23 protein-coding genes and 1 tRNA gene are annotated in these 23,452 nt (G+C 69.6%); 12 read left to right on the top strand and 12 right to left on the bottom strand.

Features of this window, described 5'->3' with window-relative positions; all coding sequences use genetic code 11:
* Positions 1-5 precede the first annotated feature (5 nt).
* Positions 6-914, top strand: a complete 909-nt coding sequence (locus OSC27_RS02495; RefSeq protein WP_267179830.1) for a carbohydrate ABC transporter permease — start codon at positions 6-8, stop codon at positions 912-914.
* Between the two features lie 4 nt (positions 915-918).
* Entirely contained in the window at positions 919-1,905 is a 987-nt protein-coding gene (locus tag OSC27_RS02500) for a glycoside hydrolase family 43 protein (RefSeq protein WP_267179831.1), read from the top strand.
* A gap of 69 nt (positions 1,906-1,974) precedes the next feature.
* Here the strand turns inward: OSC27_RS02500 and OSC27_RS02505 are convergent, their stop codons facing one another.
* The 8 genes from OSC27_RS02505 to OSC27_RS02540 form a co-directional block, all read right to left on the bottom strand.
* Complete coding sequence (locus OSC27_RS02505; protein ID WP_267179832.1) at positions 1,975-2,682, bottom strand: NADPH-dependent F420 reductase; 708 nt, start codon at positions 2,680-2,682, stop codon at positions 1,975-1,977.
* On the bottom strand, positions 2,637-3,320 hold the full coding sequence (locus OSC27_RS02510) for a protein-L-isoaspartate(D-aspartate) O-methyltransferase (RefSeq protein WP_267179833.1): 684 nt from the start codon (positions 3,318-3,320) through the stop codon (positions 2,637-2,639). The genes OSC27_RS02505 and OSC27_RS02510 overlap by 46 nt, the downstream gene beginning before the upstream one ends.
* A gap of 13 nt (positions 3,321-3,333) precedes the next feature.
* A complete protein-coding gene (locus tag OSC27_RS02515; protein WP_267179834.1) occupies positions 3,334-4,323 on the bottom strand; it encodes an SDR family oxidoreductase in 990 nt (329 codons plus the stop codon).
* 11 nt (positions 4,324-4,334) lie between these two features.
* A complete protein-coding gene (locus OSC27_RS02520; RefSeq protein ID WP_267179835.1) occupies positions 4,335-4,799 on the bottom strand; it encodes a hypothetical protein in 465 nt (154 codons plus the stop codon).
* Complete coding sequence (locus OSC27_RS02525) at positions 4,796-5,347, bottom strand: hemerythrin domain-containing protein (RefSeq protein WP_267179836.1); 552 nt, start codon at positions 5,345-5,347, stop codon at positions 4,796-4,798. Before OSC27_RS02525 ends, OSC27_RS02520 begins: the two co-directional genes overlap by 4 nt.
* Before the next feature lie 63 nt (positions 5,348-5,410).
* A complete protein-coding gene (locus tag OSC27_RS02530) occupies positions 5,411-6,595 on the bottom strand; it encodes a MarP family serine protease (RefSeq protein WP_267179837.1) in 1,185 nt (394 codons plus the stop codon).
* Positions 6,596-6,625: 30 nt separating this feature from the next.
* A tRNA-Arg gene (locus tag OSC27_RS02535) sits at positions 6,626-6,698 on the bottom strand.
* Positions 6,699-6,756: 58 nt separating this feature from the next.
* Entirely contained in the window at positions 6,757-7,461 is a 705-nt protein-coding gene (locus OSC27_RS02540) for an iron ABC transporter ATP-binding protein (RefSeq protein WP_267179838.1), read from the bottom strand.
* Positions 7,462-7,610: 149 nt separating this feature from the next.
* Here OSC27_RS02540 and argS point away from each other — a divergent pair, with 149 nt between their 5' ends.
* From argS to prfA, 8 genes are all read left to right on the top strand, one after another.
* A complete protein-coding gene (gene argS, locus OSC27_RS02545; RefSeq protein WP_267179839.1) occupies positions 7,611-9,305 on the top strand; it encodes an arginine--tRNA ligase in 1,695 nt (564 codons plus the stop codon).
* Between the two features lie 2 nt (positions 9,306-9,307).
* Positions 9,308-10,111 carry a DUF2993 domain-containing protein gene (locus OSC27_RS02550; protein ID WP_267179840.1) on the top strand — a complete coding sequence of 268 codons (804 nt, stop codon included), beginning with the start codon at positions 9,308-9,310 and terminating at the stop codon, positions 10,109-10,111.
* 141 nt (positions 10,112-10,252) lie between these two features.
* Entirely contained in the window at positions 10,253-11,668 is a 1,416-nt protein-coding gene (gene lysA / locus OSC27_RS02555) for a diaminopimelate decarboxylase (RefSeq protein ID WP_267179841.1), read from the top strand.
* Positions 11,669-11,671: 3 nt separating this feature from the next.
* Positions 11,672-13,015 carry a homoserine dehydrogenase gene (locus OSC27_RS02560; protein WP_267179842.1) on the top strand — a complete coding sequence of 448 codons (1,344 nt, stop codon included), beginning with the start codon at positions 11,672-11,674 and terminating at the stop codon, positions 13,013-13,015.
* Positions 13,015-14,115 carry a threonine synthase gene (thrC, locus tag OSC27_RS02565; protein ID WP_267179843.1) on the top strand — a complete coding sequence of 367 codons (1,101 nt, stop codon included), beginning with the start codon at positions 13,015-13,017 and terminating at the stop codon, positions 14,113-14,115. Before OSC27_RS02560 ends, thrC begins: the two co-directional genes overlap by 1 nt.
* Positions 14,112-15,071 carry a homoserine kinase gene (gene thrB / locus OSC27_RS02570; RefSeq protein WP_267179844.1) on the top strand — a complete coding sequence of 320 codons (960 nt, stop codon included), beginning with the start codon at positions 14,112-14,114 and terminating at the stop codon, positions 15,069-15,071. The genes thrC and thrB overlap by 4 nt, the downstream gene beginning before the upstream one ends.
* A 248-nt stretch (positions 15,072-15,319) precedes the next feature.
* Positions 15,320-17,731: a transcription termination factor Rho gene (gene rho, locus OSC27_RS02575; protein ID WP_267179845.1), complete on the top strand. Its 2,412-nt coding sequence runs from the start codon at positions 15,320-15,322 to the stop codon at positions 17,729-17,731.
* Positions 17,732-17,833: 102 nt separating this feature from the next.
* Entirely contained in the window at positions 17,834-18,916 is a 1,083-nt protein-coding gene (gene prfA / locus OSC27_RS02580; protein WP_267179846.1) for a peptide chain release factor 1, read from the top strand.
* Between the two features lie 195 nt (positions 18,917-19,111).
* Here prfA and OSC27_RS02585 read toward each other — a convergent pair whose 3' ends face one another.
* From OSC27_RS02585 to cysK, 4 genes are read right to left on the bottom strand one after another with little or no spacing between them, the layout of a single operon-like run.
* Positions 19,112-19,600, bottom strand: a complete 489-nt coding sequence (locus tag OSC27_RS02585; RefSeq protein WP_267179847.1) for a DUF2017 domain-containing protein — start codon at positions 19,598-19,600, stop codon at positions 19,112-19,114.
* On the bottom strand, positions 19,597-19,926 hold the full coding sequence (gene clpS, locus OSC27_RS02590) for an ATP-dependent Clp protease adapter ClpS (protein ID WP_416348800.1): 330 nt from the start codon (positions 19,924-19,926) through the stop codon (positions 19,597-19,599). Before clpS ends, OSC27_RS02585 begins: the two co-directional genes overlap by 4 nt.
* A 56-nt stretch (positions 19,927-19,982) precedes the next feature.
* Positions 19,983-20,600 (bottom strand): serine O-acetyltransferase EpsC, encoded by a 618-nt coding sequence (epsC, locus tag OSC27_RS02595; RefSeq protein WP_267179849.1) that lies wholly within the window; start codon positions 20,598-20,600, stop codon positions 19,983-19,985.
* Between the two features lie 6 nt (positions 20,601-20,606).
* The gene (cysK, locus tag OSC27_RS02600) at positions 20,607-21,545 is read right to left on the bottom strand and encodes a cysteine synthase A (RefSeq protein WP_267179850.1); all 939 of its coding nucleotides are present in this window, start codon (positions 21,543-21,545) and stop codon (positions 20,607-20,609) included.
* A 74-nt stretch (positions 21,546-21,619) separates the two neighbouring features.
* On the opposite strand from cysK, the gene prmC reads away from it, so the two are divergent.
* Both prmC and OSC27_RS02610 read left to right on the top strand, forming a co-directional pair.
* Positions 21,620-22,573 (top strand): peptide chain release factor N(5)-glutamine methyltransferase, encoded by a 954-nt coding sequence (gene prmC / locus OSC27_RS02605; protein ID WP_267179851.1) that lies wholly within the window; start codon positions 21,620-21,622, stop codon positions 22,571-22,573.
* Between the two features lie 214 nt (positions 22,574-22,787).
* Positions 22,788-23,402, top strand: a complete 615-nt coding sequence (locus OSC27_RS02610; RefSeq protein WP_267179852.1) for a histidine phosphatase family protein — start codon at positions 22,788-22,790, stop codon at positions 23,400-23,402.
* Positions 23,403-23,452: the final 50 nt, after the last annotated feature.

Here is a 23,452-nt window from a genome sequence, read left to right on the forward strand (position 1 = left end):
GCACCGTGAGCACCGTCAGCACGCGTGACGAACGGACGGCAGCCGCCCTTCCGCCGCGCCCGCCCGTCGGCGGCCGCACGTCGGCCCTTCGCCGATCGGCGCCGAAGATCTGGCTGTACGTGAGCCTCGTCGTCATTTCGCTCGTCATCATCCTGCCGCTCATCTGGATCTTCCTCACGAGCTTCAAGACCGACTTCGACGCGATCAACTCGCCACAGAACCCGATCCCCAATCCGTTCACGTTGAACGCCTATCAGACGCTGCTCTCGTCGGGTCAGCAGCCCATCTTCCGCTGGTTCCTCAACAGCGTGGCCGCGGCCGCCCTGCAGACGGTAATCATCCTCGTGACCGCGTCGGCCGGGGCCTACGCCCTCGCGCGCCTCGAGTTCCGGGGCAAGCGCATCGTCTTTGGCGCCATCATTGCCACCCTGCTCGTGCCCCCGGTCATCTTCCTGATTCCCAACTACCTCATCGTGCAGAATCTCGGCTGGCTCGACACCATCTGGGCCATCACGATCCCCGGCGCCGCCAGCGCGTTCGGCATCTTCTTCCTTCGCCAGTTCTTCATCAGCCTGCCGATGGAGATCGAGGAGGCCGCCCGCATGGACGGCGCCGGCGACTTCCGCATCTTCTGGCAGATCATCCTTCCGCTCTCCAAACCCGCACTCGCCACACTCGCGGTGCTCAGCTTCCTCAACAACTGGAACGACTTCCTGTGGCCGGTGTACGTGCTGCTCAGCCCCGAGAACCTCACTCTGCAGCCGGGCCTCTCGATTCTCCAGGGCGCGTACTCCACGCACTTCGGCATTGTCATGGCGGGCGCGGTCATCGCCGCGGTTCCGGTGCTCATCATCTTCACGCTTGCGCAGAGGCAGATCGTCGACAGTGTCGCCTCCTCCGGGCTGAAAGGGTGAGCGGATGCGCGCCAGCAGAGCATGGGCAAGCGCCATCGCGGCGGCCTTCCTGGCGGTCGCCGCGATGAGCGGATGCAGCGGCGAGCCCTCGCCCGCCGAGACGACCCCGCCGACCCTCCCCGACCCCCACTTCGTCATCGACCAGGATTTCCCCGATCCCGACGTCATGCGAGTCGGCACGACGTACTACGCGTACGCCACCAACAGGCCGGGGGCCAACATTCAGTTCGCCACGTCGACGAATCTCACGAAATGGGATGTCTCGACGTCCGACGCCCTGCCGACACTGCCCAGCTGGGCAGCACCGGGCAAGACCTGGGCGCCCGACGTCTCAGAGTTCTCGCCTGGCCACTTCGTGATGTACTTCGTCGCCGCCAGCGCGACGAAGACTCAGCAGTGCATCGGTGTCGCGACATCCGATTCTCCCAAGGGGCCCTTCGAAGCCCACGGCGACGCCCCGCTGCTCTGCCCTGTAGATGAGGGCGGTGCGATCGATCCGAGCACGTTCGTCGATACGGACGGCACCAGGTACCTCGTGTTCAAGAACGACGGCAACTGCTGCGGGCTCGACACGTGGCTGCAGATCGCGCCGCTGACGGCCGACGGCTCGGCGCTCGCCGGCCAGCCGACCAAGCTGATCAAACAGAGTGAGCAATGGGAGGGCACGCTGATCGAGGCGCCCGTGCTCGTGAAGCACGCGGACGAGTACGTGCTGTTCTATTCGGCGAATGACTACGGGAGCGGCGCATACGCGATCGGCTACGCCGAGGCGACCTCGCTCCTGGGGCCATACACGAAGCATGGCTCGCCGCTGCTCTCGACGCTCTCCTCGCACGGCCGCTACACGGGGCCAGGGGGGCAGGACGTGGTGCGCGGGCCGAATGGGCACGACGTGCTCGTCTTCCACTCGTGGGATGCGTCGATGGCGTATCGCGGCATGAGCGTGCTGCCTCTGGAGTGGAAGAACGGCAAGCCGGTCGTTCACCCGTAGACGCTCCCTCGAAACGAGGCCTCCGGCGCCTCTCGGCGAAGGCGCCTCACAGATCGCGCCTCTCGCGCCTTACATATCGCGGTAGCGCTTCGCGGATGCGACGGCGTCGCGCAGCCCCTCGGCATCGTACTTTGCGGTGTATCCCGGGGTGTCCCGCTGAATGCGCCAGCCCTCGGAGAGTGCACCGATGTCGACGACATCGAAGCCGAAGCTGTCGATGAGATCGGTGACCGTGCGCTTGGCATTGTCGTCGTCGCCCGCGACGACGAGCGCCCGACGGCCCTGCGTGCCAGCGGGGGAGCCGTCTGTTGTCAGGTCGCCCGCGAAGATGTGGTTGAACGCCTTGACCACGTGCGAGGTCGGCAGGTGGCGCTGCAGCAGTTCAGCCGTGGTGGTGCTCTCGTCGTCGAGTTCGGCGATCTGCCCGTCGCGTTGCGGGTAGTAATTGTTGGTGTCGATCACGATCTTGCCTGCGAGGGGTTCGACCGGCACGTCCGCGATGTTCTTCAGCGGAATGGTGACGACCACGATGTCGCCCGCGCGGGCGGCGTCGGCGGGCCGGCCGGCACGGGCGTGCTCGCCCAATTCCGCCACCAGCGGTGCCAGCGTCTGCGGGTCGCGCGAGTTGCTGACGACGACGTCGTGCCCCTGCCCCACCGCCAGCCTCGCGAGCTGGCTTCCGATGTGTCCTGATCCGATCAATCCGATGGTTGTCATGACCGGTGCAACCGTCAGGGGGCCGGATCTGTTCCGCCCTCGTCGTTGTGCTCGGCCCACGCGCCATCGCCGATGAGCGGCACGAATGCGACGCCACCGAGCGACGACTGCTCGAGCGTGCCGTCGGCCGCCCTCGTGCACACGACGAGTCGCTGACCGAGGCGCGGCGCCCCCAACGGCATGACGATCCTGCCGCCGACCGCGAGCTGATCGCGCCAGGCGTCTGGGACACGCGGGCCCGCGGCGGCGGCGACAATGGCGTCGTACGGTGCGGCATCCGGCCACCCGGCGAGCCCGTCACCGGCGATCACCTCAACGTTGTCGTAGCCAAGCGCCGTGAGCCGCCGCCGGGCGCTCTCGGCGAGGCCGGCGTGACGCTCGATGCTCACGACGCGGCGCGTGAGGAGCGAGGCGACGGCCGCGGCATACCCCGAGCCGGTGCCGATGTCGAGCAGCACGGCGTTCTCATCGAGTCGTGCCGCCTCGAGCATGAGGGCCACGATGTACGGCTGCGAGATCGTCTGGCCGTTGTCGATGGGCAGCGGATGGTCGCTGTAGGCCTCAGCGGCGAGGCGAGCGGGCACGAACTCGTGCCGCGGCACCGTGCGCATGGCATCGAGAACGCGCGCATCCGTAATGCCGCGCGACACGAGCTGCTGCTCGACCATGTCGAGCCGGCGTCGCACCTCTTTCTCCACTACTGCCTGCCCGCTACTGCCTGGCGCGGGCGACGAGCCGGTCGAATGCCGCGTCGAGCTCGGCGTCCACGTGCTGGCGGGAACGGTCGGCGAGGTACCACTCGACGATCTCGCGCGCCCCGTCAGCGAACGGCACACGCGCCCGGAAGTCGGGCACGAGCGAGGTCACCTTGCTGTTGTCGAACACCATCGAATGCGCCTTGTCGCCGAGAAGACCCGGGCCGAGATCCGGCACCTCGCGCGCGATCGCCTCAGAGGTCACGTGCACGAGCTCCGGCTCCGCGCCCGCCGCGTGCCCCAGCCACGTGTAGATCTGATTCCAGGTCGGCGCCTCATCCGAGGTGATGTGGAATGCCTCGCCGACCGCCTCCGGCCGCCCGAGCAGGCCGGCGAACGCGACGGCGAAGTCGGTGTTGTGGGTGATCGTCCAGAGGCTGGTGCCGTCGCCGTGCACGACGACGGGGGCACCCCGCAGCATCCGATCGATGTCGGTGAAGCCGCCCATGGTGGGAAGTGCCGTGCGGTCGTATGTGTGTGACGGCCGCACGATGGTGGCGGGGAACCCGCGCTCTCGATACGCCTCGACGAGCACGTCTTCACACGCGATCTTGTCGCGCGAGTACTGCCAGAACGGGTTGCGCAGTGGCGTCGACTCGGTGATGGGCAGGCGCGACGGCGGCGTCTGATACGCCGAGGCCGAGCTGATAAACACGTACTGGCCGGTCCGGCCCTCGAAGAGTTCGAGGTCGGCCTGCACATGCTCGGGAGCGAAGGCCACGAACTCCGCGACGGTGTCGAACTCGCGGCCGCCGAGCGCCTCGCGCACGCTGTCAGGCGAGCGGATATCGCCGCGAACGCTCTCGACATCATCCGGCAGCGGCCGAGTACTCGATTCGCCCCGGTTCAGCACCGTGACGGCGAGGCCCCTCGCCTGGGCTTGCCTGACGCATGCCGAACTGATGATTCCTGTGCCGCCGATGAAGAGAACCGAGCCCTGTGCCATAGGGCAAGAGCCTACGCGCGCAGGTGAGCCAGTGTGAGGCCCACGGGGATGCTGACGAGCAGGATCGCCGTCAGAGCCCGATACACCCACAGCCACCAGCGGTGGGCGGCGGCAGCGCCTCGAACGGCGAGAAGGAACAGAATGAGCGCGATCACGAGCAGCACACCGCCCGCGTCGACGGCGAAGGGCAGGCTGGCGGCGGTTCCGGCGAGCACGGCGGCGTTGCCCGCGTTCCAGAACACCGTCTCGGCCACGATGATGCCGCTCGATACCGGGCGCGGGGCGAGCGGCTGCTGCAGTGCGCCGTACGCGACCTGCGCGACGCCGGCCACGAGCACCAGGTACGCCGCGGCCCACGAGCCGACGGCGAGAGAGAGCGGGTCCGTGACGGCGGCGACCAGGCCGCCGGCGATCACGCATGCGACGCCGATCGTCATCATGACGATCGAGGCCGGCCGGCGCGTGAGCGCGCTCACCGCGGGAGACCGGCGTCGACGGGTGAGGCGGCCGAGGCGGCCGAGTCGGCGGCCAACCCCGCGCTCGTGGCCGGCTCCAGGCGCTGCCACAACGCGGCGATCGACTGGCTCCTCGCGAACGCAAGGTACGGCAGCAGCTCATCCCGCTCGCGCTGAAGATGATGCTCTATGGCCGAGCGCAGCATGACCGCAGCCGCGCCCGCCTCGTGGGGATCGTCGAGCGTCGTGAGGTCGGCGAGCCGATCGCGCACAAGAGCGAGATCGCGCTCGAGGACGGCCTGCAGCATCCGCCCCTCGTCTGTCTCGGGCAGGGCGGGGTAGAGCACCTCGGCCTCCCGCTCGACGTAGGGCAGAACGTGCCCGGCGCACCAGGTGACCAGAGCGCTGCGCGCGGCGTAGCGGGCGCCGCTCGCGCGCTCACCGCGAACGGTGTTCAGAAAGTGCAGGGTCTTGACGGCGGTCGTGGCCGCGAGCTCGGTGTGATGGCGGGCGATCGCCTGAGCGGCGTCGGCGTCTGCCGTGTTCGCCGCGAGCACGAGAGGACTCATGGGTTAAAAGTAGCAGTCTCCGGTTAAATGGGGGCGGTCGTGACACGAATGCAACGGATGCGCTCAGCCGCGCGTGCAGTGCCCCGAATCCGCGGTCGTGGTGTCACTCGCGGCGCCCTGCGCGACGGGGCCGAGTACCGACATCGCCAGGGCATAGCCGATCGGCCGGTCGTCGGCGGAGGTCGCGAAGACCACGCCAGCGACCGCGCCGGAACGTGTCAGCAGCGGCCCACCCGAGTTGCCCTGCTGCACGTCGGCCGCGAGCGTGTAGATCTCCATGGTCGTCTGGGACGACTTGTAGATGTCCTGCACGCTCGCGTCGGCGACGCTGCGCACCGCGGCGGGCTTCGACTGGAACGGACCGCCGAGAGGGTAGCCATCGAAGACCGCGCTGTCCCCGTCTTTCAACGTCTGCGCCAGGGGCAGTGCCGGCGTGCCGAGACCGTCGACGGCGATGACCGCGAGGTCGTGCTTCGGGTCGAAGTACACGATGCGGCCGGTGCGAGACGAACCATCCGGCGCCTGCACGACGGGCTGGCTGACGCCCGCCACCACGTGCGCGTTCGTCACCACGCGCCCGGGAGCGACGACGAAGCCGGAACCGGATTGGGTCTGGCTGCACGCGAACGCGACGCCGGTGATCTTGACCACGCTGCGTGCCGCCTTCGTCAGCGCGGGCGTGTCGGTGTCGATGTCGGGCGGTGTGGATGGCGCGGAGGGCGAGACGATGTCGATGACGCGACCGGTCGCATCCTTGACCACGAACGCTCGAAGCTGCGCGAGACCCTGCTGCACGGGGGCCGGGGTGAGGGCGTTGATGCTCTTCAGCACGGCCGACGAGCCGATGGCGTTCGAGAGCGGCGGGATGCCGAGCGACGAGATTCCGAACGCGAGCATCGACATGAGCAGCGCAGCCACGACGACGTCGACGGCCGCCCCGGCGACCCGGTCGACGACGCGCAGGGGTGTGCGGTGCACTCCGCGGCGAAGCGCGCGGCCGACGGCGCTGCCGAGCGCGTGGCCCGCGCCAAGCAGAATGGCTGCGACCAGCAGCACGATCGCGACCCGCCAGGCACTGTCGGCCACGGCCGCGTTCACGAGCGGGATGACGAAGAACGCCGCAATGGCCCCGACGACGATGCCGATGATGCCGCCGAGGCTCAGGACCAGGCCGCTGCGGAACCCGTGGAAGAGGTAGCCGATGAGAACGACGACGAGCGCGATGTCGAGGATGACCGAGCCGGACATACACACCTCTCGGCCAGGGGATCACCGGTGTGCCCCCAGTAGGATTTGAACCTACGGCCTTCTGCTCCGGAGGCAGACGCTCTATCCCCTGAGCTATGGGGGCCAGGAGTTGCTCGAATCACATTAGCACCCGCAGCACGCGGCCTTTCGGTGCTCCCCGATCAGCTCGCGGGCAGGTTGCCGAGCATGTCCGAGATCCACGGCGCCGGCTCCCCGGGCTCGAGGAACGTGGTCGACGTGCCGACGATCCAGTACCCGTGGCTGAATACCTGCACCTCACCGACGCCGCCGCGGGCCGTGAAGTAGCCCTCGACCTCCGGTGGCACCCCGTAGGTCGGTACGGCGTCGCTTGAGCTGATCGCCTTGTCCTTCAGGGCGTCGAGTTCGGATGCCGCGGGCCGGGCCACTGCGAAGGCGATCTTGTCGTTGCTCGTCTGGTTCATCCACCCGCATGCCACGCCGGCGTCAGCGACGATCGTGGCGGCGAGCGAGTCCTTCTCGGGTGCGTACGCGGGGTCGGTGCCGATATTGGGGCCGGCGCCCGGCAGCGCATACACCTGGTCGCGGGTCATCAGCTGGTCGCAGCTGAGGGTGACGGGCGTCGGTTTGGGCGTCGGGGTCGAACTCGCCACGGGCGGATCTGAATGGGTCTTCCCTGGCTTCGCCTTGCTTGTGGTCGACGAGCTGGGCGAATGCGTCGTCTCCGGAGTGCTCGCGCAGGCGGCGAGAAGTGCGGTGCCGACCAGGCCGAGAACGGCGGCGGCGATGAGGCGGGAAGCCAGAGGGCGGTGCGTGGCAGCCAATGCGGTGACCTTCGTGAGTGATCGCGGTGCGAGGGGCGCGACGACACCGATCCGGGCCGCCACGCGTGCGACTTTAGCAAGTCGCGCCGACAGATGGCTCTGTGAGGCGCCGACCTGCATACGAATCGTGACAAATGGCACGGCGGCGGCCTACGCCAGAGCCGCTCGATCTCCAACGGGCACTCAGGCCGCAGCCCATAGAATCGATCCTTGTGACTCCCGCCGAACTTGCCGCCGCCCTCCTCGACATCGTCCGTGACGTTCTCGAGGGCCGACGCGCTGCCGCGTCGGCCGGTGCACCCCAGGCTGCAGCAGAGAACGTCGGGGTCGCGGCATCCGATGTCACGCTGGAGCGCCCGAAGAACCGGGAGCACGGCGATTGGGCGTCGAATGTGGCCATGCGGCTCGCGAAGCGCATCGGTGCGAACCCGCGGGAGCTGGCCGGGGAGATCGCCGAGAGGGCGCGCTCGCTCGACGGCGTCGCCTCCGCCGAGGTCGCCGGCCCGGGCTTTATCAACCTGCGCCTCGACGCCGGTGCCGCCGGCCGGCTGGCGAAGACCATCGTGGATGCGGGGGACGCGTACGGCAACAACGACGCGCTCGCCGGGCACCGCATCAACCTCGAGTTCGTCTCGGCGAACCCCACGGGCCCGCTGCACATCGGCCACACCCGGTGGGCCGCGCTCGGCGACGCGATCGCCCGCGTGCTGAAGGCATCCGGTGCGGATCTCGCCAGCGAGTACTACATCAACGACGCCGGCAATCAGATGAACGTGTTCGGCCTCTCGGTGCTCGCCGCGGCCAAGGGCGAGCCGACGCCCGAGAACGGGTATCCAGGGGCGTACATCGCCGCTCTCGCCAACGACGTGCTCGAGCGGGTGCCCGATCTGCTCTCGAAGCCGCACGACGAGGCTGTCGCCATCGCACGCGAGGAGGCGTACGCGCTGCAGCTCGCCGAGATCGAGCGCTCTCTGGCCGCGTTCAACGTGCACTTCGACGTGTGGTTCTCCGAGCGCACCCTGCACGAGGCGGGCGAGGCGGGAGCGAGCGCGATCGACGAGGCCGTCGAGCGGCTGCGCGCCCAGGGCCACGTGTTCGATCGCGACGGCGCCGTGTGGGTGCGCACGACCGACTTCGGCGACGACAAGGATCGGGTGATCCGCCGCTCCAACGGCGTGTACACGTACTTCGCGGCCGATGCCGCGTACTACCTCAACAAGGGCGATCGGGGTTTCGGGCACAAGATCTACCTGCTCGGCGCCGACCACCACGGCTACGTGCACCGGCTCAAGGCCCTCGCGGGCGCAGCCGGTGACGACCCCGAGCACGACATCGAGGTGCTCATCGGCCAGCTGGTCAGCGTCAACGGTGCGCGGCTTTCCAAGCGTGCAGGCAACATCATCGAGTTGAACGACCTGCGCGAATGGCTCGGCACGGATGCGCTGCGCTATTCGCTCGCCCGGTATCCGGCCGACTCGCCGCTCGCCCTCGACCCCGACCAGCTGCGCAAGCGCACCAACGACAACCCTGTCTTCTACGTGCAGTACGCCCACGCGCGCACGTGCTCGGTGGCGCGCAACGCCACGGCGGCCGGCGTGGACCGCAGCGAGTTCGCTCCCGAGGAGCTCACGCACGAGACGGAATCCGCTCTTCTCGGCGCGCTGCAGGAGTTCCCTCGCATCGTCGCGCTCGCGGCGCAGCTGCGCGAGCCGCACCGCGTCGCGCGCTACGCCGAGGAGATCGCCGGCCTGTACCACCGCTGGTACGACAACTGCCGGGTGATTCCGCTCGGCGACGAGCCCGTGACGGCGCTGCACCGCACGCGCCTGTGGCTCAACGACGCCACGGGCCAGGTGATCCGCAACGCGCTCGGCCTGCTCGGCGTCTCCGCCCCGGAGCGGATGTAGCGATGACCGACATCGGTTCGCTCGAGGATCTCTTTGCCGAACCAGGCGAGCAGCGCCCCCGGCGACGCCGGCGCGCGTGGCTGATCGGCCTCGGCGTGACCCTGGGCTTGCTCGTCTTGATCGGCATCGCGGCCGTGCTCGTCGACAACGGCCTGCGCGGGGCCGCGGAAGCCGCGGCCGCCACCCAGATCGAGAAGCGGCTGCCCGCCGGTGTCACGGGCGACGTCGACGTGCACATCGGCGGTGGCTCCTTCATTCTGCAGTACCTCGGCGGCTCATTCGATGACGTTCGCGTCGATGCACCCGACCTCAGAATCGGCGGCGACCGCGTCCCGGTGCACCTGGTCGCCCACGGCGTCTCAAGCGACCTCTCCGCGCCGGTGAAGCACGTGACGGCGAGGGTCGCCCTCGGCCAGGACGCGCTCAACCACCTGGTTCAGGTTCCTATCGCGACCGGCGGCATCACCCTCGGGCACGGCACCTTCGCCCTCAGCGGGTCGAAGAGCGTGGCTGGCCTCACCCTGAGCTTCAGCCTGAGCGCCATACCGAAGGCCGACGGCGACCACCTTCTGCTTGCCCCGACCGCGGCCAAAGTGACCACCGGCCCCGCCGGTCTCGACTTCTCGTCGGTGATCAGAGACCTCATGGCGAGCGGTCCCATTCCCGTCTGTCTCGCCACACAGCTGCCCAAAGGCGTCGAGCTGAGCCACATCCAGGTCACGCCGGAGGCGGCGACGCTCACGTTCACGGCGCACGATCTGCCCCTCACCGGTTCGGCGCTCAGCTCGCGAGGCACCTGCAGCTGATTTCGGCCCCGGGCGGCGCTCTCGCTAGACTTTCGCTACCGTGCCCGCCGCGCACACGCGGTGCACTGATCGGCTTCAGGGGCCAAGCCGGGCCCGCTCGCCGCGCTCCTCGCCCGATACGAGCACACCTGTGAGGTACCCGTGGCCGAAAGCCCGCTCGCACCCGAATGGCTGCGCCTGCCCGCCGACGCCAACGACCTCGCGCCCGGCCTGTGGCCGCGCACGGCAACACGAGCAGCGGATGGCGCCATTGCCGTCGCCGGTGTCTCTGCGCCGGCGCTCGCCGCCGCCTTCGGCACCCCCCTCTATGTTCTCGACGAGGCGGACGTTCGCGCGAGGGCGCTCGAGGCCCGGGAGGCGTTCGAGAGCGCCTTTGCCGGCATCGGTACCAGCGTGCACGTGTACTACGCGGGCAAGGCGTTCCTGAGCACGCAGGTCGCGCGCTGGGTCAGCGACGCGGGCCTGAACATTGACGTCTGCAGCGGCGGTGAGCTCGCCGTCGCGCTGGCCGCCGACGTGGACGCCGACCGGCTCGGCTTCCATGGCAACAACAAGTCGGCCGCCGAGATCGAACGAGCCGTCGCCGCCGGCGTCGGTGCGATCGTGATCGACAGCGTGCAGGAGATCGAGCGTGTCGCGAGTGAGGCGGCACGGCAGGGGCGGGTGCAGCGCGTCCGCCTGCGCGTCAACAGCGGCGTGCACGCGCACACCCACGAGTTCCTGGCGACCGCGCACGAGGATCAGAAGTTCGGCATCGCGCTCGGCGATGCGGCCTCCGCCGTCGCCGCCATCCGCTCACATGACTCGCTCGAGTTCCTCGGCCTGCACTGCCACATCGGCTCCCAGATCTTCGGGGCTGACGGCTTCGCCTCGTCCGCGGCCCGCCTGCTCGCGTTGCATGCGCGACTGGTCGAGAGCGGTCCGGTGCCCGAGCTCAATCTCGGCGGCGGCTTCGGCATCGCATACACGACGGCAGACACCCCGACGCCGCTGGGTGAGCTCGCCGAGAGCATCGCCCGCATCGTGGGCGAGGAGTGCGAGAGGCTCGGCATCCGCGTGCCTGTCGTCGCGTTCGAGCCCGGGCGTGCCATCATCGGCCCGGCCGGCCTCACCCTGTACGAGGTCGGCACGACCAAGGACGTGCCGGTCACGGTGCCGGGCACGCCGGAGGCGACCGCGGTGCGGCGGTATGTGAGTGTCGACGGCGGCATGAGCGACAACGCCAGGCCTGCCCTTTACGGCGCCGAGTATTCTGTGCGCATCGCGAGCCGTGTCTCTGAGGCCGAGCCGGCGCTCGTGCGCATTGCGGGCAAGCACTGCGAGTCCGGCGACATCGTGGTCTACGACGACTACCTGCCCTCCGACGTCGCGCCTGGCGATCTCGTGGCCGTTCCTGCCACAGGCGCGTACTGCTTCTCGCTCGCCAGCAACTACAACTATCTCGGCCGGCCTCCTGTCGTGGCGGTGCGCGACGGCGAGGCGCGCGTGATCGTGCGCGGCGAGAGTGAGAGAGACCTGCTCGCGCGGGACGTCAGAATCGACGAGAGGAACGCGTAGCACGTGATCGAGTACAGAAATCTCCGCGTCGCACTGCTCGGTGCCGGATCCGTCGGGGCACAGGTCGCCCGGCTGCTGCTGGCCCACCAGGACGAGCTGGCCGCGCGCGCGGGCGCCGGCCTCGAGCTCGTCGGCATCGCCGTTCGCGACATCGACGCACCGCGAACGGTCGACCTGCCGCGCGAGCTCTTCACGACCGATGCCGAGTCGCTCATTCTCGGCGCCGACATCGTGGTGGAACTCATGGGCGGCATCGAGCCCGCCCGCACGCTCGTGCTGCAGGCGCTGAACTCGGGCGCCGACGTCGTCACCGCCAACAAGGCGCTCATCGCCACACACGGCCCCGAGCTGTCGGATGCGGCAGAGCAGGTCGGTGCGCAGCTGGCATACGAGGCCGCCGTCGGTGGCGCGATCCCCATCATCCGGCCGCTGCGCGACAGTCTCGCCGGTGACCGCGTCGAGCGCATCCTCGGCATCGTCAACGGCACGACCAACTTCGTTCTCGACCGGATGCATACGCACGGCGAGAGCCTCGAGACGGCGCTCGCCGTCGCAAGCGATCTCGGCTACGCGGAGGCCGACCCCACGGCCGACATCGAGGGCTACGACGCGGCGCAGAAGGCGGCCATCCTCGCCGGCCTCGCGTTCCACACCACCGTGCCCATCGAGCAGGTGTACCGAGAGGGCATCACGCGCGTGACCAAGGACGAGGTCGATGCGGCGCGCGAATCGGGCCACGTCATCAAGCTGCTCGCCATCTGTGAGCGCCTGACCGACCCGGCCACCGGTGCCGAGGGCGTCTCGGCGAGGGTGTATCCGGCACTGGTGCCCGCCGCGCATCCGCTTGCCGCCGTTCGCGGCGCCCACAACGCCGTATTCGTGCAGGCCTCCGCGGCGGGCGACCTCATGTTCTACGGCGCGGGAGCAGGGGGAGTGGAGACGGCCTCGGCCGTGCTCGGCGACCTCGTCTCCGTGGCGCGCAGGCACGTGGTGGGCGGTCCTGGTGTCGCGGAATCGATGCACGCACACCTGCCCGTGCTCGAGATCGGCCGGGCCGTCACCCGCTACCAGATCAGCCTGCAGGTCGTCGACCAGCCCGGTGTGCTCGCCCGCATCGCGCGCATGCTGAGCGACGGGGGAGTGTCGGTCGAAGCGGTGCGCCAGACCATCGCGTCAGACCCGAGTGAGAGCCCGGCGGCCGGTGCTGCTGCGCCCGCCGCCACCGCTACCCTTGTAATCGGAACCCACCCTGCTCCCGAATCCGCTCTCGCCGCCACGGTCGAGGCGCTGGCGCAGAGCGACGTGGTGGCCGCCGTGACATCCGTACTCCGAGTCGAAGGATCGTAATGCCCGCAAAACCGAACAGTCGCCAGTGGCGTGGAGTGCTCCGTGAGTACGCGGATCGGCTCGATGTGAGCGAGGCGACGCCGATCGTGACGCTCGGCGAGGGCGGCACGCCTCTCATCGAGGCGCCCGCGCTCTCGGCGCGTACGGGGGCGAAGATCTGGGTCAAGTACGAGGGCATGAACCCGACCGGCTCGTTCAAGGACCGCGGCATGACGATGGCCATCTCGAAGGCCGTCGAATCGGGCGCCAAGGCCGTCATCTGTGCGTCGACGGGCAACACCTCCGCCTCGGCGGCCGCGTATGCGACGCACGCCGGCATCAAGGCGGTCGTGCTGGTGCCGGAGGGCAAGATCGCGCTCGGCAAGCTGAGCCAGGCGATCGCGCACGGCGCCGAACTGCTGCAGGTGCAGGGCAACTTCGACGACTGCCTCGACATCGCCCGCGACCTCGCCGACAATTACCCGGTTCACCTCGTCAACTCGGTCAATCCCGACCGCATCGAGGGTCAGAAGACGGCGGCGTTCGAGGTCATCGAGGTGCTCGGCGACGCGCCCGACCTGCACATCGTGCCCGTCGGCAACGCCGGCAACTACACCGCGTACACGCGGGGCTACACGCAGGATCTCGAGGCGGGCAACAGCACGAGGCTGCCCCGCATGCTCGGATTCCAGGCCGCGGGAAGCGCACCCATCGTGCTCGGCCACCCTGTTCGCGAGCCCGAGACCATCGCGAGCGCGATCCGCATCGGCAACCCGGCCTCCTGGAAGCTGGCGCTTGAAGCGCGCGACGCCACCGGCGGCTACTTCGGCGCCATCGACGACGCAAAGATCCTCGAGGCGTACCGCATTCTCGCGAGCGAGGTCGGCATCTTCGTGGAGCCGGCATCCGCCATCAGCGTCGCCGGCCTGCTCGAGCGCTCCGAAGCGGGGGCGATTCCTGCGGGAGCGACGGTCGTGCTCACGGTCACCGGTCACGGGCTGAAGGACCCCCAGTGGGCCCTGCGCACCGCCGATGGCGCTGACGTGACGCCCACGGTCGTGCCGGTCGACACGGCCCAGGTCGCCGCCACCCTCGGCCTCGCGGAGAACGGCGCCGCATGACCGCCGCCCCCGCGGCGCTCATCGGCAGGTCGGTGAGCGTCAAGGTTCCGGCCACGACCGCGAACCTCGGACCGGGCTTCGACACGCTCGGCCTTGCGCTGTCGCTGTACGACGAGCTGACCGTGAGGGTGCGCGAGCAGCCGGGCGCCCACGTCGAGGTCGTCGGCGTCGGCGCGGGCGAGGTGCCCACCGATGAGACCAACCTCGTCGTCACCGCGATCGCCCGCACCTTCGCGGCGCTCGGTGTCGAGATGCCGGGGCTCGAACTCGTGGCGCGCAACGCGATTCCGCACGGTCGCGGTCTCGGCTCATCCGGCGCTGCCATCGTGTCTGGCATCATGGCGGCGCGCGGCCTGCTGAACGGCATCATCGAGATCGACGCGCAGGGCGTTCTCGCCCTCGCCACCGAGATGGAGGGTCACCCCGACAACGTGGCCCCGGCCATCTTCGGCGGCCTCACGATCGCCTGGGTCACGCCCGAGGGCCCCCAGAGCAAGAAGCTCATGGTGCACCGGGGCGTGTCGCCTCTCGTGCTGGTGCCGCAGCACGTCATGTCCACGGCGCTCGCCCGCAGTCTGCAGCCCTTGCAGGTGCCGCACGAGGACGCGGTGTTCAACCTGTCGCGTTCCGCTCTTCTCGTCGCCGCTCTCACGCAGAGTCCCGAGCTGCTGCTCGCCTCGACGGAGGACAAGCTGCACCAGAGCTACCGCGCCTCGGCGATGCCGGAAACGAACCGTCTCATCGCGCTGCTGCGTGAGCAGGGCTTCGCCGCCGTGGTGTCCGGCGCGGGGCCGTCGATCCTCGTGCTCTGCAGCGATCCGGGCCAGCGCATCGCCGCCGCCGAGCTCGCCGCAGCCAGCGCGGAGACCCGCTGGCAGGCGCTCATGCTCGCCGTCGATTTCAAGGGCGCGACCGTCGCGCACGTGGGCGAGCAGGCCACATCCGCGCTCGCATGACGTAATTACGCCGCGGTGATGCTAGTCTTTTAGCGCACCTCGCAGACACCGCGTAACGAGCGATTCTGGTTTGCGGGCGCAATCACCGGTAACCCACTGCTGTCGCACTGCTCTGTACCTGCGCCACCCGCGCACCGGTACCGGCTTCGTGTGGATCAGAACGCACGCAGCAGAAGGCAGTCCCTTACGCGACATGCGCTCTCGGCACGCCCATCTTCCGCGGCCGGGAGGGAAGGAAAATCACACACGTGACCAACGTCAACACCACAACTGTTGTGGATCCCACCATCGACCTGAACACCCTTCGCGTCGCCGAACTGCAGGCACTCGCCACCCAGCTCGGCATCGCGGGAGCGGCCAAGCTGCGTAAGAGCGCGCTTGTCGAGGCCGTCAGCGCCGCCCAGGCATCGCAGTCGACGGATGCCGGCGCCGCCGGCGCCGGGCCCGCCCCCGAGGCAGAGCCCGCCGCGCCCGCCGCGGAAACGCTGCCGGGCCTCGCCGAGGCAGAGCCCGCGACGCCCGCCGCCGAAACGCTGCCGGGCCTCGCCGAGGACGCCGCCGAGCAGGCATCCCGGGCGGATGCCGCGTCGAGCGCCACCGCGGCGCCCGAGGCAGCCGCCGCCGGGGTCACCGCTTCCGAGTCAGCCGCTTCCGAGTCAGCCGCTTCCGGGGCCGCCGCTTCCGCGCCGGCTGCCGAGCAGGCGCCGACCTCGGGACGTCGCCGCGGCCGTCGCGCGACCAGCGCAGACGCGCTTCGTGCTCCGGGCGAGAACGCCTCCGTTCCCGCAACCGCCCACGCCAATGCGGGCCAGACCGGAACCACCCCCGTCGGCGACGCCGAAGCAGGGGGCAGGAGCGCCGCCGCTACGGATGCGACCGGTGCTGCTGCCGTCGGCGAGACGGAGTCATCGGCGACATCCGCGGAGCAGACAACCTCCGGCACGACCGCTTCGGCGGAGTCCGACAACGAGGGGCAGGGTGAGCCGCGCCAGCCTCGCGGCCGCAACCGTAACCGCAACCGCAACACCAGCGGTCAGGGCGCCGACAGCAACGGCCAGAACGTAGGCGGCCAGAACGCGGGCGGCCAGAACACGGGCGGCCAGAACGATGGCGGTCAGAACGACGGCGGCCAGCGCAACGGCGGCCGGAACGACGGCGCGCAGAACGCGGGCGCCGCGAACGAGGGCCGCAGGAACAACAAGGGCGGCGGGCAGGACGGCGCTTCGGAGCGTCAGGGCGACCGCAAGCGCGGCAAGAACGGCGACCGCGATCACGGCAACGAGCAGGGCGACCGCGACAACCAGGGCGACCGCAATCAGGGCGACCGCGACAACCAGGGTGACCGCAATCAGGGCGACCGCGGCGACCGCAACCAGAACGACCGCGATGGCGAGCGGGGCGGCCGTGGTCGCTACCGTGACCGCAAGCGCCGCGGGCAGGGCAACGACGATGTCGAGCCCGAGATCACCGAAGACGACGTTCTGATCCCCATCGCGGGCATCCTCGACGTGCTCGACAACTACGCGTTCGTGCGCACCACCGGCTACCTGCCGGGTGCGAGCGATGTGTACGTGTCGCTCGGCCAGGTCAAGAAGTACAACCTGCGCAAGGGTGACGCTGTCGTCGGCGCGATCCGCCAGCCGCGCGAGGGCGAGAACAACAGCCGGCAGAAGTACAACGCCATCGTCAAGGTCGACTCCATCAACGGGCAGGCCGTCGAGGAGGCGGGCGGCCGCGTCGAGTTCGGCAACCTCACGCCGCTCTACCCGCAGGAGCGCCTGCGGCTCGAGACCGAGCCCTCCAAGCTCACGCAGCGCATCATCGACCTGGTCGCGCCCATCGGCAAGGGCCAGCGCGGCCTCATCGTCGCCCCGCCGAAGGCGGGCAAGACCATCGTGCTGCAGCAGATCGCCAACGCGATCGCGACGAACAACCCCGAGGTGCACCTCATGGTCGTGCTCGTCGACGAGCGGCCTGAAGAGGTCACCGACATGCAGCGCACCGTCAAGGGCGAGGTCATCGCCTCGACCTTCGACCGGCCTGCCGAAGATCACACGACCGTCGCAGAGCTTGCGATCGAGCGTGCCAAGCGCCTGGTCGAGCTCGGCCACGACGTGGTCGTGCTGCTCGACTCGATCACGCGTCTGAGCCGTGCGTACAACCTGGCCGCCCCGGCGTCAGGGCGCATCCTCTCGGGCGGCGTGGACGCATCCGCTCTGTACCCGCCCAAGCGCTTCTTCGGCGCTGCTCGCAACATCGAGCACGGCGGCTCGCTCACCATACTGGCCACCGCGCTTATCGAGACCGGCTCCAAGATGGATGAGGTCATCTTCGAGGAGTTCAAGGGCACCGGCAACATGGAGCTGCGGCTCTCGCGCCAGCTCGCTGACAAGCGCATCTTCCCGGCGGTGGATGTGAACGCGTCCGGCACCCGTCGCGAAGAGATGCTGATGGGCGCAGACGAGGTCAAGGTCACGTGGAAGCTGCGCCGGGCCCTCGCGGGCGTCGACCAGCAGCAGGCCCTCGAGGTCGTGCTCGGCCGGCTCAAGGAGACCACAAGCAACGTCGAGTTCCTCATGCAGGTGCAGAAGTCGATGCCGGTGCCGCCGACCGGTCACGGCACGGCGCACTCGCACGGGCACGAGAACGACCACCGTTAACGTCGCCGGTCGGGCGGCGCGCGGTCTCGCGCGTCGCCTCATCCGCTCGGTGACAGGAAATGCTGCGTGTGAATCGCGTGGCGACGGTGGGAAAGTAAGCACATGTTCGAATCAGTAGGCGTTCTTCTCGCTGAGCACGAGCAGCTGCAGACGCAGCTCTCCGACCCGGCGGTGCACGCGGACGCCGCGCGCGCCAAGAAGATCAACCGGCGCTATGCGGAGCTCAGCCAGATCAAGGCGGCCTACGAGCGCTGGCAGCAGCTGGGCGACGACCTGGCGGCCGCGCGGGAGTTGGCGAAGGAAGACGACTCGTTCGCCGCCGAGGTGCCGGGGCTCGAGACCGAGTTGCAGACCGCGCAGGAGAAGCTGAGGCGGCTGCTGATCCCGCGCGACCCGGATGACGGACGCGACGTGATCATGGAGATCAAGGGCGGCGAGGGGGGCGCCGAGAGCGCGCTGTTCGCAGCCGACCTGCTGCGCATGTATATCCACTACGCCGAGTCGAGGGGCTGGAAGACCGAGCTGCTCGAGCGCACCGAGAGCGATCTCGGCGGCTACAAGGACGTGCAGGTGGCCATCAAGTCGAACGCCACCGACCCGTCTCAGGGCGTCTGGGCCCACCTCAAGTACGAGGGCGGGGTGCACCGCGTGCAGCGCGTGCCCGCCACCGAGTCGCAGGGGCGCATCCACACGTCGACGACCGGCGTGCTCGTGTTCCCCGAGGTCGACGAGCCCGAAGAGGTGGAGATCAGCCAGAACGACCTGAAGATCGACGTGTACCGGTCTTCCGGCCCCGGCGGCCAGTCGGTCAACACGACCGACTCGGCCGTACGCATCACCCACCTGCCCACCGGCATCGTGGTGTCGATGCAGAACGAGAAGAGCCAGCTGCAGAACCGCGAGGCGGGCATGCGTGTGCTGCGCGCCCGGCTGCTCGCCCGCCAGCAGGAGGAGCAGGCCGCCGCCGCCTCCGACGCCCGCAGAAGCCAGATTCGCACCATGGATCGCTCCGAGCGGATCCGCACATACAACTTCCCCGAGAACCGCATTGCCGACCACCGCACCGGCTACAAGGCATACAACCTCGACGCGGTCATGAATGGCGCGCTCGACGCGGTCATCGACTCGTGCATCCAGTTCGACGAGGAGGCCAGGCTGGCCGACATCGGCGACCACGAGGCGTAGGCCGCTCTCGCTCGTCCCACACTGGGCCGCGCGCGCTGCGAGAGGCCAAAAGTCGCCCTCAAGATCTGAAATGAGGGCGGTTTTTGGCCTCTCACTGACGGGGACGGGCGGGGTAAGTGAGATGGCGCGGTGAGCAGAGGTGGGCGGGGTAAGTGAGATGACGAGGAGATGGGGGAGCGTGTTCGCCCGCGCGGCTCAGGCGGTGATGGCCTCGAGCAGCGACTCCTGCAGGTAGCCGCACCACAGGTAGAGCTGCTGCACGGGCTGCGCCTCGTCGTCGGTGCGGCCGGTCTCGCCGTCTCGCTGAATGCCGAGGCGCGCCGCCAGGGTCAGCCTGAGATCGGCGAGCGTACGCAACCAGGCCTGCACATCGTGAGCATCCAGAACCACGGATGCGCGCTCGCCGCCGCGTACCGAGTCCGCGACAGCGCGCGCGTTCGCGATCTTCCGCTGGGTGAGGTCGGCGGAGGTAAACCGGCGGAACTCGGCCGACGCCTCCGCGTCGTCGGGGTACGCGTCGGGCAGCAGGCGCGCAAGAGCCGGATCGGCGGCGGGCGACGCGCTGTCGCTCGAGAGGTCGAGCAGCTCGATCAGCTGCTCGGCAAGGCTGACGATGAGCCCGCGTTCGACGACGTCGAACTCGGCCTCGACCTCGCCGTCAGATCCCGGCCGGAACCCGTTCATGCGTCGGCCTTCGTCACGGTCGCCCACAGCCCGTACTCGTGCATCGCCTCGACATGCCGCTCCATCTGCTCGCGATTGCCGCGCGCCACAACGGCCTTGCCGTCGTTGTGCACCTGCAGCATGCGCCGCTCTGCCTCCGCGGCGCTCATGCCGAAGTACGTGCGGAACACGTAGACGACGTACGACATGAGATTCACCGGGTCGTTCCACACGATCGTCACCCAGGGAGTGTCCGGCCCCTGGAGAGTGCGCGTGCGGCGTCTCTCCTCGGTACTGGTCGACTCGCGCGCATCCGTTCGGCCTCGCGCGCGAAGGTCAGTGTGCATCCCTTAAGCGTGGCACGTCTCGGGGCCGTGTTGTGACGCGGATGCGCGGCAGCGGCTCAGATGTAGATCGCCGGGTCGAGCCAGGCGTCTTCGTCGGCTGCGGCATCCGCTCGGCTCGCCTGCGTTGCCGAGGCGCTCGCGCCGCCCGTCCCGCCGCGCGGTCGTGCGACGCCGGGGATGCCGACGATCACCGAATCCGGCGCCGCGTCGTGCACGACGACCGCGTTCGCGCCGATCACGCACCGGGCGCCGATCGTGATGTCGCCGAGCACCTGAGCGCCCGCGCCGACGACCACGCCATCGCCGAGCGTGGGGTGTCGTTTGCCGTGCCCCGAACTCTTTCCGCCGAGCGTGACGCCGTGGTACAGCATGACGTCGTGGCCGATGACGGCCGTTTCGCCGATCACGACGCCCATGCCGTGGTCGATGAAGAAGCGTCTGCCAATGCGCGCGCCCGGGTGGATCTCCACGCCGGTGGCGGCGCGTGCCGCCTGGGAGAGCAGGCGCGCGGCGAGGCGCATGCCGGGCGAACGCCACCAGCGATGAGCGATGCGGTACGCCCAGATCGCGTGCAGCCCCGAATAGCCGAGAAACACCTCGGCCGAACTGCGCGCGGCCGGATCGCGCTGCCTCGCGGCGCGGATGTCCTCACGCAGGCGGGAAGCGATGCTCACGGCGCGCTAATCCAGCAGGTCCTCGTACAGCGCGGTCGAGACGTAGCGCTCGCCGAAATCGGGGATCACGACGACGATGGTCTTGCCCGCGTTCTCCTCGCGCGCGGCGACCTCGAGCGCCACCGAGGCGGCGGCCCCGCCCGAGATGCCGGCGAGTATGCCCTCCTCGCTCGCCAGGCGCCTGGCGGTGGAGATGGCGGCCTCGAACGTGACGTCGGCCACCTCGTCGTACACGTCGGTGTCGAGCACGTCTGGCACGAAGTTCGCGCCCAGGCCCTGGATCTTGTGCGGGCCAGGTTCTCCGCCGCTCAGGATCGGTGAGTCGGCCGGCTCGACCGCGACCACGCGAACGTCACTCTTGCGTTCTTTGAGCAGCTGGCCGGCGCCCGTGATGGTGCCGCCGGTGCCGATCCCTGCAACGAGCACGTCGACCGCGCCGTCGGTGTCGGCCCAGATCTCCTCGCCGGTCGTGCGTCGGTGGATCTCGGGGTTGGCGGGGTTGGCGAACTGGCGTGCCCAGACGGCGCCCGGCGTCGCCGCGACGAGTTCCTTGACCTTCTCGGTGGCCCCGCTCATGCCGATCGAGCCCGGAACGAGAACGAGCTCTGCGCCGTACGCGCGCAGCAGCACGCGACGCTCCTTGCTCGCGGTGTCCGGCATCACGAGGATCACCTTGTAGCCGCGTGCGGCGCCGACCAGTGCCAGGGCGATCCCGGTGTTGCCGCTCGTGCCCTCGATGATCGTGCCGCCAGGCTTCAGCACGCCCGCCTTCTCGGCGGCGTCGACGATGGCCACGCCGATGCGGTCCTTCACGCTGCCCGCCGGATTGTAGAACTCGAGCTTGGCGAGCACGCTCGCGCCCAGCCCCTCGGTCAGGTGATTCAGCCGCACCAGCGGCGTGCGCCCGACGGCCTCGGTGATGTCCGAAAAGATGTGCGCGTTCATGTAGACCCTCGTCTCGGATACGTAAGCGGGCGGCGTCGATGTGGCCCGCGTGACCAGCCTATTCTTATAAGCCCATGACTCCACCTGACAGCGACGCCTCAGCGAGACCCGGCACTCCGGAGAGCCGCGACTCCTCCGAGAGCACCCACACCGCTCGCGCGCCGCAGACCGTCCGCGAGCTCAGAGCGTGCGCACGCGACAGGCTGGCCGCGGCGGGCATCCTTGAGGCCGAGACCGACGCCGAACTCCTCATCGGTCACGTGCTCGGCGTCAGCCGCGGCCGCGTGCAGTCGCTCGTCGTGACCGATTCCGGCGTCGAGCCGGGCCACGCGGCATCCGTCGCCTCACTCGTCGAGCGCCGTGCCAGACGCGAGCCGCTGCAGCACATCACGGGAATCGCGCCGTTCCGCGCGCTCGAGCTGCGTGTCGGGCCCGGCGTCTTCGTGCCGCGCCCGGAGACCGAGCTGGTCGCCCAGTTCGCGATCGACGCGCTGGCAGGCACGATGACGGATGCCGGCGCCCCTCCCATCGCTGTCGACCTCGGCACGGGCAGCGGCGCCATCGCCATCGCCCTCGCCACCGAGGTGCCGCACGCGAACGTCTACGCCGTCGAGAAGTCTGCGGAGGCGTACGCGTGGGCGAGGCGCAACGTCGACGAGCTCGCCGGAGGCAACCTCACGCTCGTGCACGGCGACCTCGCCGACGCGCTCGGCGAACTCGACGGCCGCGTCGATGTGGTCGTCTCTAACCCGCCGTACGTGCCCCGCGACGCGGTTCCCGTGGACCCCGAGGTGCGGCTCTTCGACCCGGAGCTCGCGCTCTACGGCGGCGACGACGGCCTCGACGTGGTGCGTGCGCTCTCGGTCACGGCGCTTCGGCTGCTGCACCCCGGCGGCCTGCTCGTTCTCGAGCACGGCGAGTTGCAGGGTCGCGCCATTCGCGAACTGCTCTCGGCAGACGGATGGCGCGCCGCCGCCACGCACCCCGATCTCACCACGCGCGACCGCATCACGACCGCCCTGCGCTGAGCCGTCGACGCGGTCGCGGAGCGCCGAAGGCGCGCCTCGAAACCCCATCGCCCGTTCGCCGAGAACGCGTCTTCGCGACGAGCCGGCATGTTCCGCGACCCCGCCTCGTCGCGAAGTCTCGCTCTCGAGGGGCAGGTCGCATTTCGAGACGGCCACGTCGCGGCCTCCTCAATCCGCGTCTCGGCGCTCCGGACTGGGGCGTACGCTCACTGAGATGAAATCCTCGTTCTCTCCCGCCTCCCATTCCCGCTGCGTCGTGCTCGTTCGGCACGGCGAGACCGAGTGGAGCCGCGACGGCCTGCACACCGGCACGACCGACGTCGACCTGACCGAGGCGGGGGAGCAGCAGGCTCGCGACGCCGGCGAGGTGCTGCGCGCGCATCCGTTCGGTCTCGCGCTCACAAGCCCTCTGGGCCGCGCCCGGCGCACGGCCGAGCTCGCCGGATTCCCCGACGCCGTCGTCGACGCCGACCTCGCCGAGTGGGACTACGGGCCGCTGGAGGGCCGCAGCACGCCCGACATCGTGGGCAAGCTCGGGCATCCGTGGAACATCTGGGACGCGGTCGCACCCGACCCGCTGCCCGCTGAGAGCGCGGATGCGGTCGGCGCCCGCGCCGACCGGGCCATCGCGCGGGCGCAGTCCGTTCTCGACGGGGGAGCCGACGTCGTGATCTTCGCGCACGCGCACCTGCTGCGCATCTTCGCCGCCCGCTGGCTCGGCCTTCCGGCCCGTGACGGTGCGCACTTCGCCCTCAGCACGGGTTCTCTTAGCGAGCTCGGCTTCGAGCACGGCACGCGCGTGATCGACCGCTGGAACATGCAGCCCTGACGCCGGCCGACTCCGGGACCCGACCGCGGCCGAAGCCACGCGCCGCCGCT

The organism is Microbacterium sp. STN6 (genome assembly GCF_026410545.1).
Classification (GTDB): domain Bacteria; phylum Actinomycetota; class Actinomycetes; order Actinomycetales; family Microbacteriaceae; genus Root112D2.

Excerpts from the sequence above, each read along its gene's own strand:
- OSC27_RS02500 (WP_267179831.1), top strand. The coding sequence starts at position 919 with ATGCGCGCCAGCAGAGCATGGGCAAGCGCCATCGCGGCGGCCTTCCTG.
- OSC27_RS02515 (WP_267179834.1), bottom strand. The coding sequence starts at position 4,323 with ATGGCACAGGGCTCGGTTCTCTTCATCGGCGGCACAGGAATCATCAGT.
- OSC27_RS02525 (WP_267179836.1), bottom strand. The coding sequence starts at position 5,347 with ATGAGTCCTCTCGTGCTCGCGGCGAACACGGCAGACGCCGACGCCGCT.
- OSC27_RS02530 (WP_267179837.1), bottom strand. The coding sequence starts at position 6,595 with ATGTCCGGCTCGGTCATCCTCGACATCGCGCTCGTCGTCGTTCTCATC.
- OSC27_RS02550 (WP_267179840.1), top strand. The coding sequence starts at position 9,308 with ATGACCGACATCGGTTCGCTCGAGGATCTCTTTGCCGAACCAGGCGAG.
- thrC (WP_267179843.1), top strand. The coding sequence starts at position 13,015 with ATGCCCGCAAAACCGAACAGTCGCCAGTGGCGTGGAGTGCTCCGTGAG.
- thrB (WP_267179844.1), top strand. The coding sequence starts at position 14,112 with ATGACCGCCGCCCCCGCGGCGCTCATCGGCAGGTCGGTGAGCGTCAAG.
- prfA (WP_267179846.1), top strand. The coding sequence starts at position 17,834 with ATGTTCGAATCAGTAGGCGTTCTTCTCGCTGAGCACGAGCAGCTGCAG.
- OSC27_RS02585 (WP_267179847.1), bottom strand. The coding sequence starts at position 19,600 with ATGAACGGGTTCCGGCCGGGATCTGACGGCGAGGTCGAGGCCGAGTTC.
- clpS (WP_416348800.1), bottom strand. The coding sequence starts at position 19,926 with ATGCACACTGACCTTCGCGCGCGAGGCCGAACGGATGCGCGCGAGTCG.
- cysK (WP_267179850.1), bottom strand. The coding sequence starts at position 21,545 with ATGAACGCGCACATCTTTTCGGACATCACCGAGGCCGTCGGGCGCACG.
- prmC (WP_267179851.1), top strand. The coding sequence starts at position 21,620 with ATGACTCCACCTGACAGCGACGCCTCAGCGAGACCCGGCACTCCGGAG.
- OSC27_RS02610 (WP_267179852.1), top strand. The coding sequence starts at position 22,788 with ATGAAATCCTCGTTCTCTCCCGCCTCCCATTCCCGCTGCGTCGTGCTC.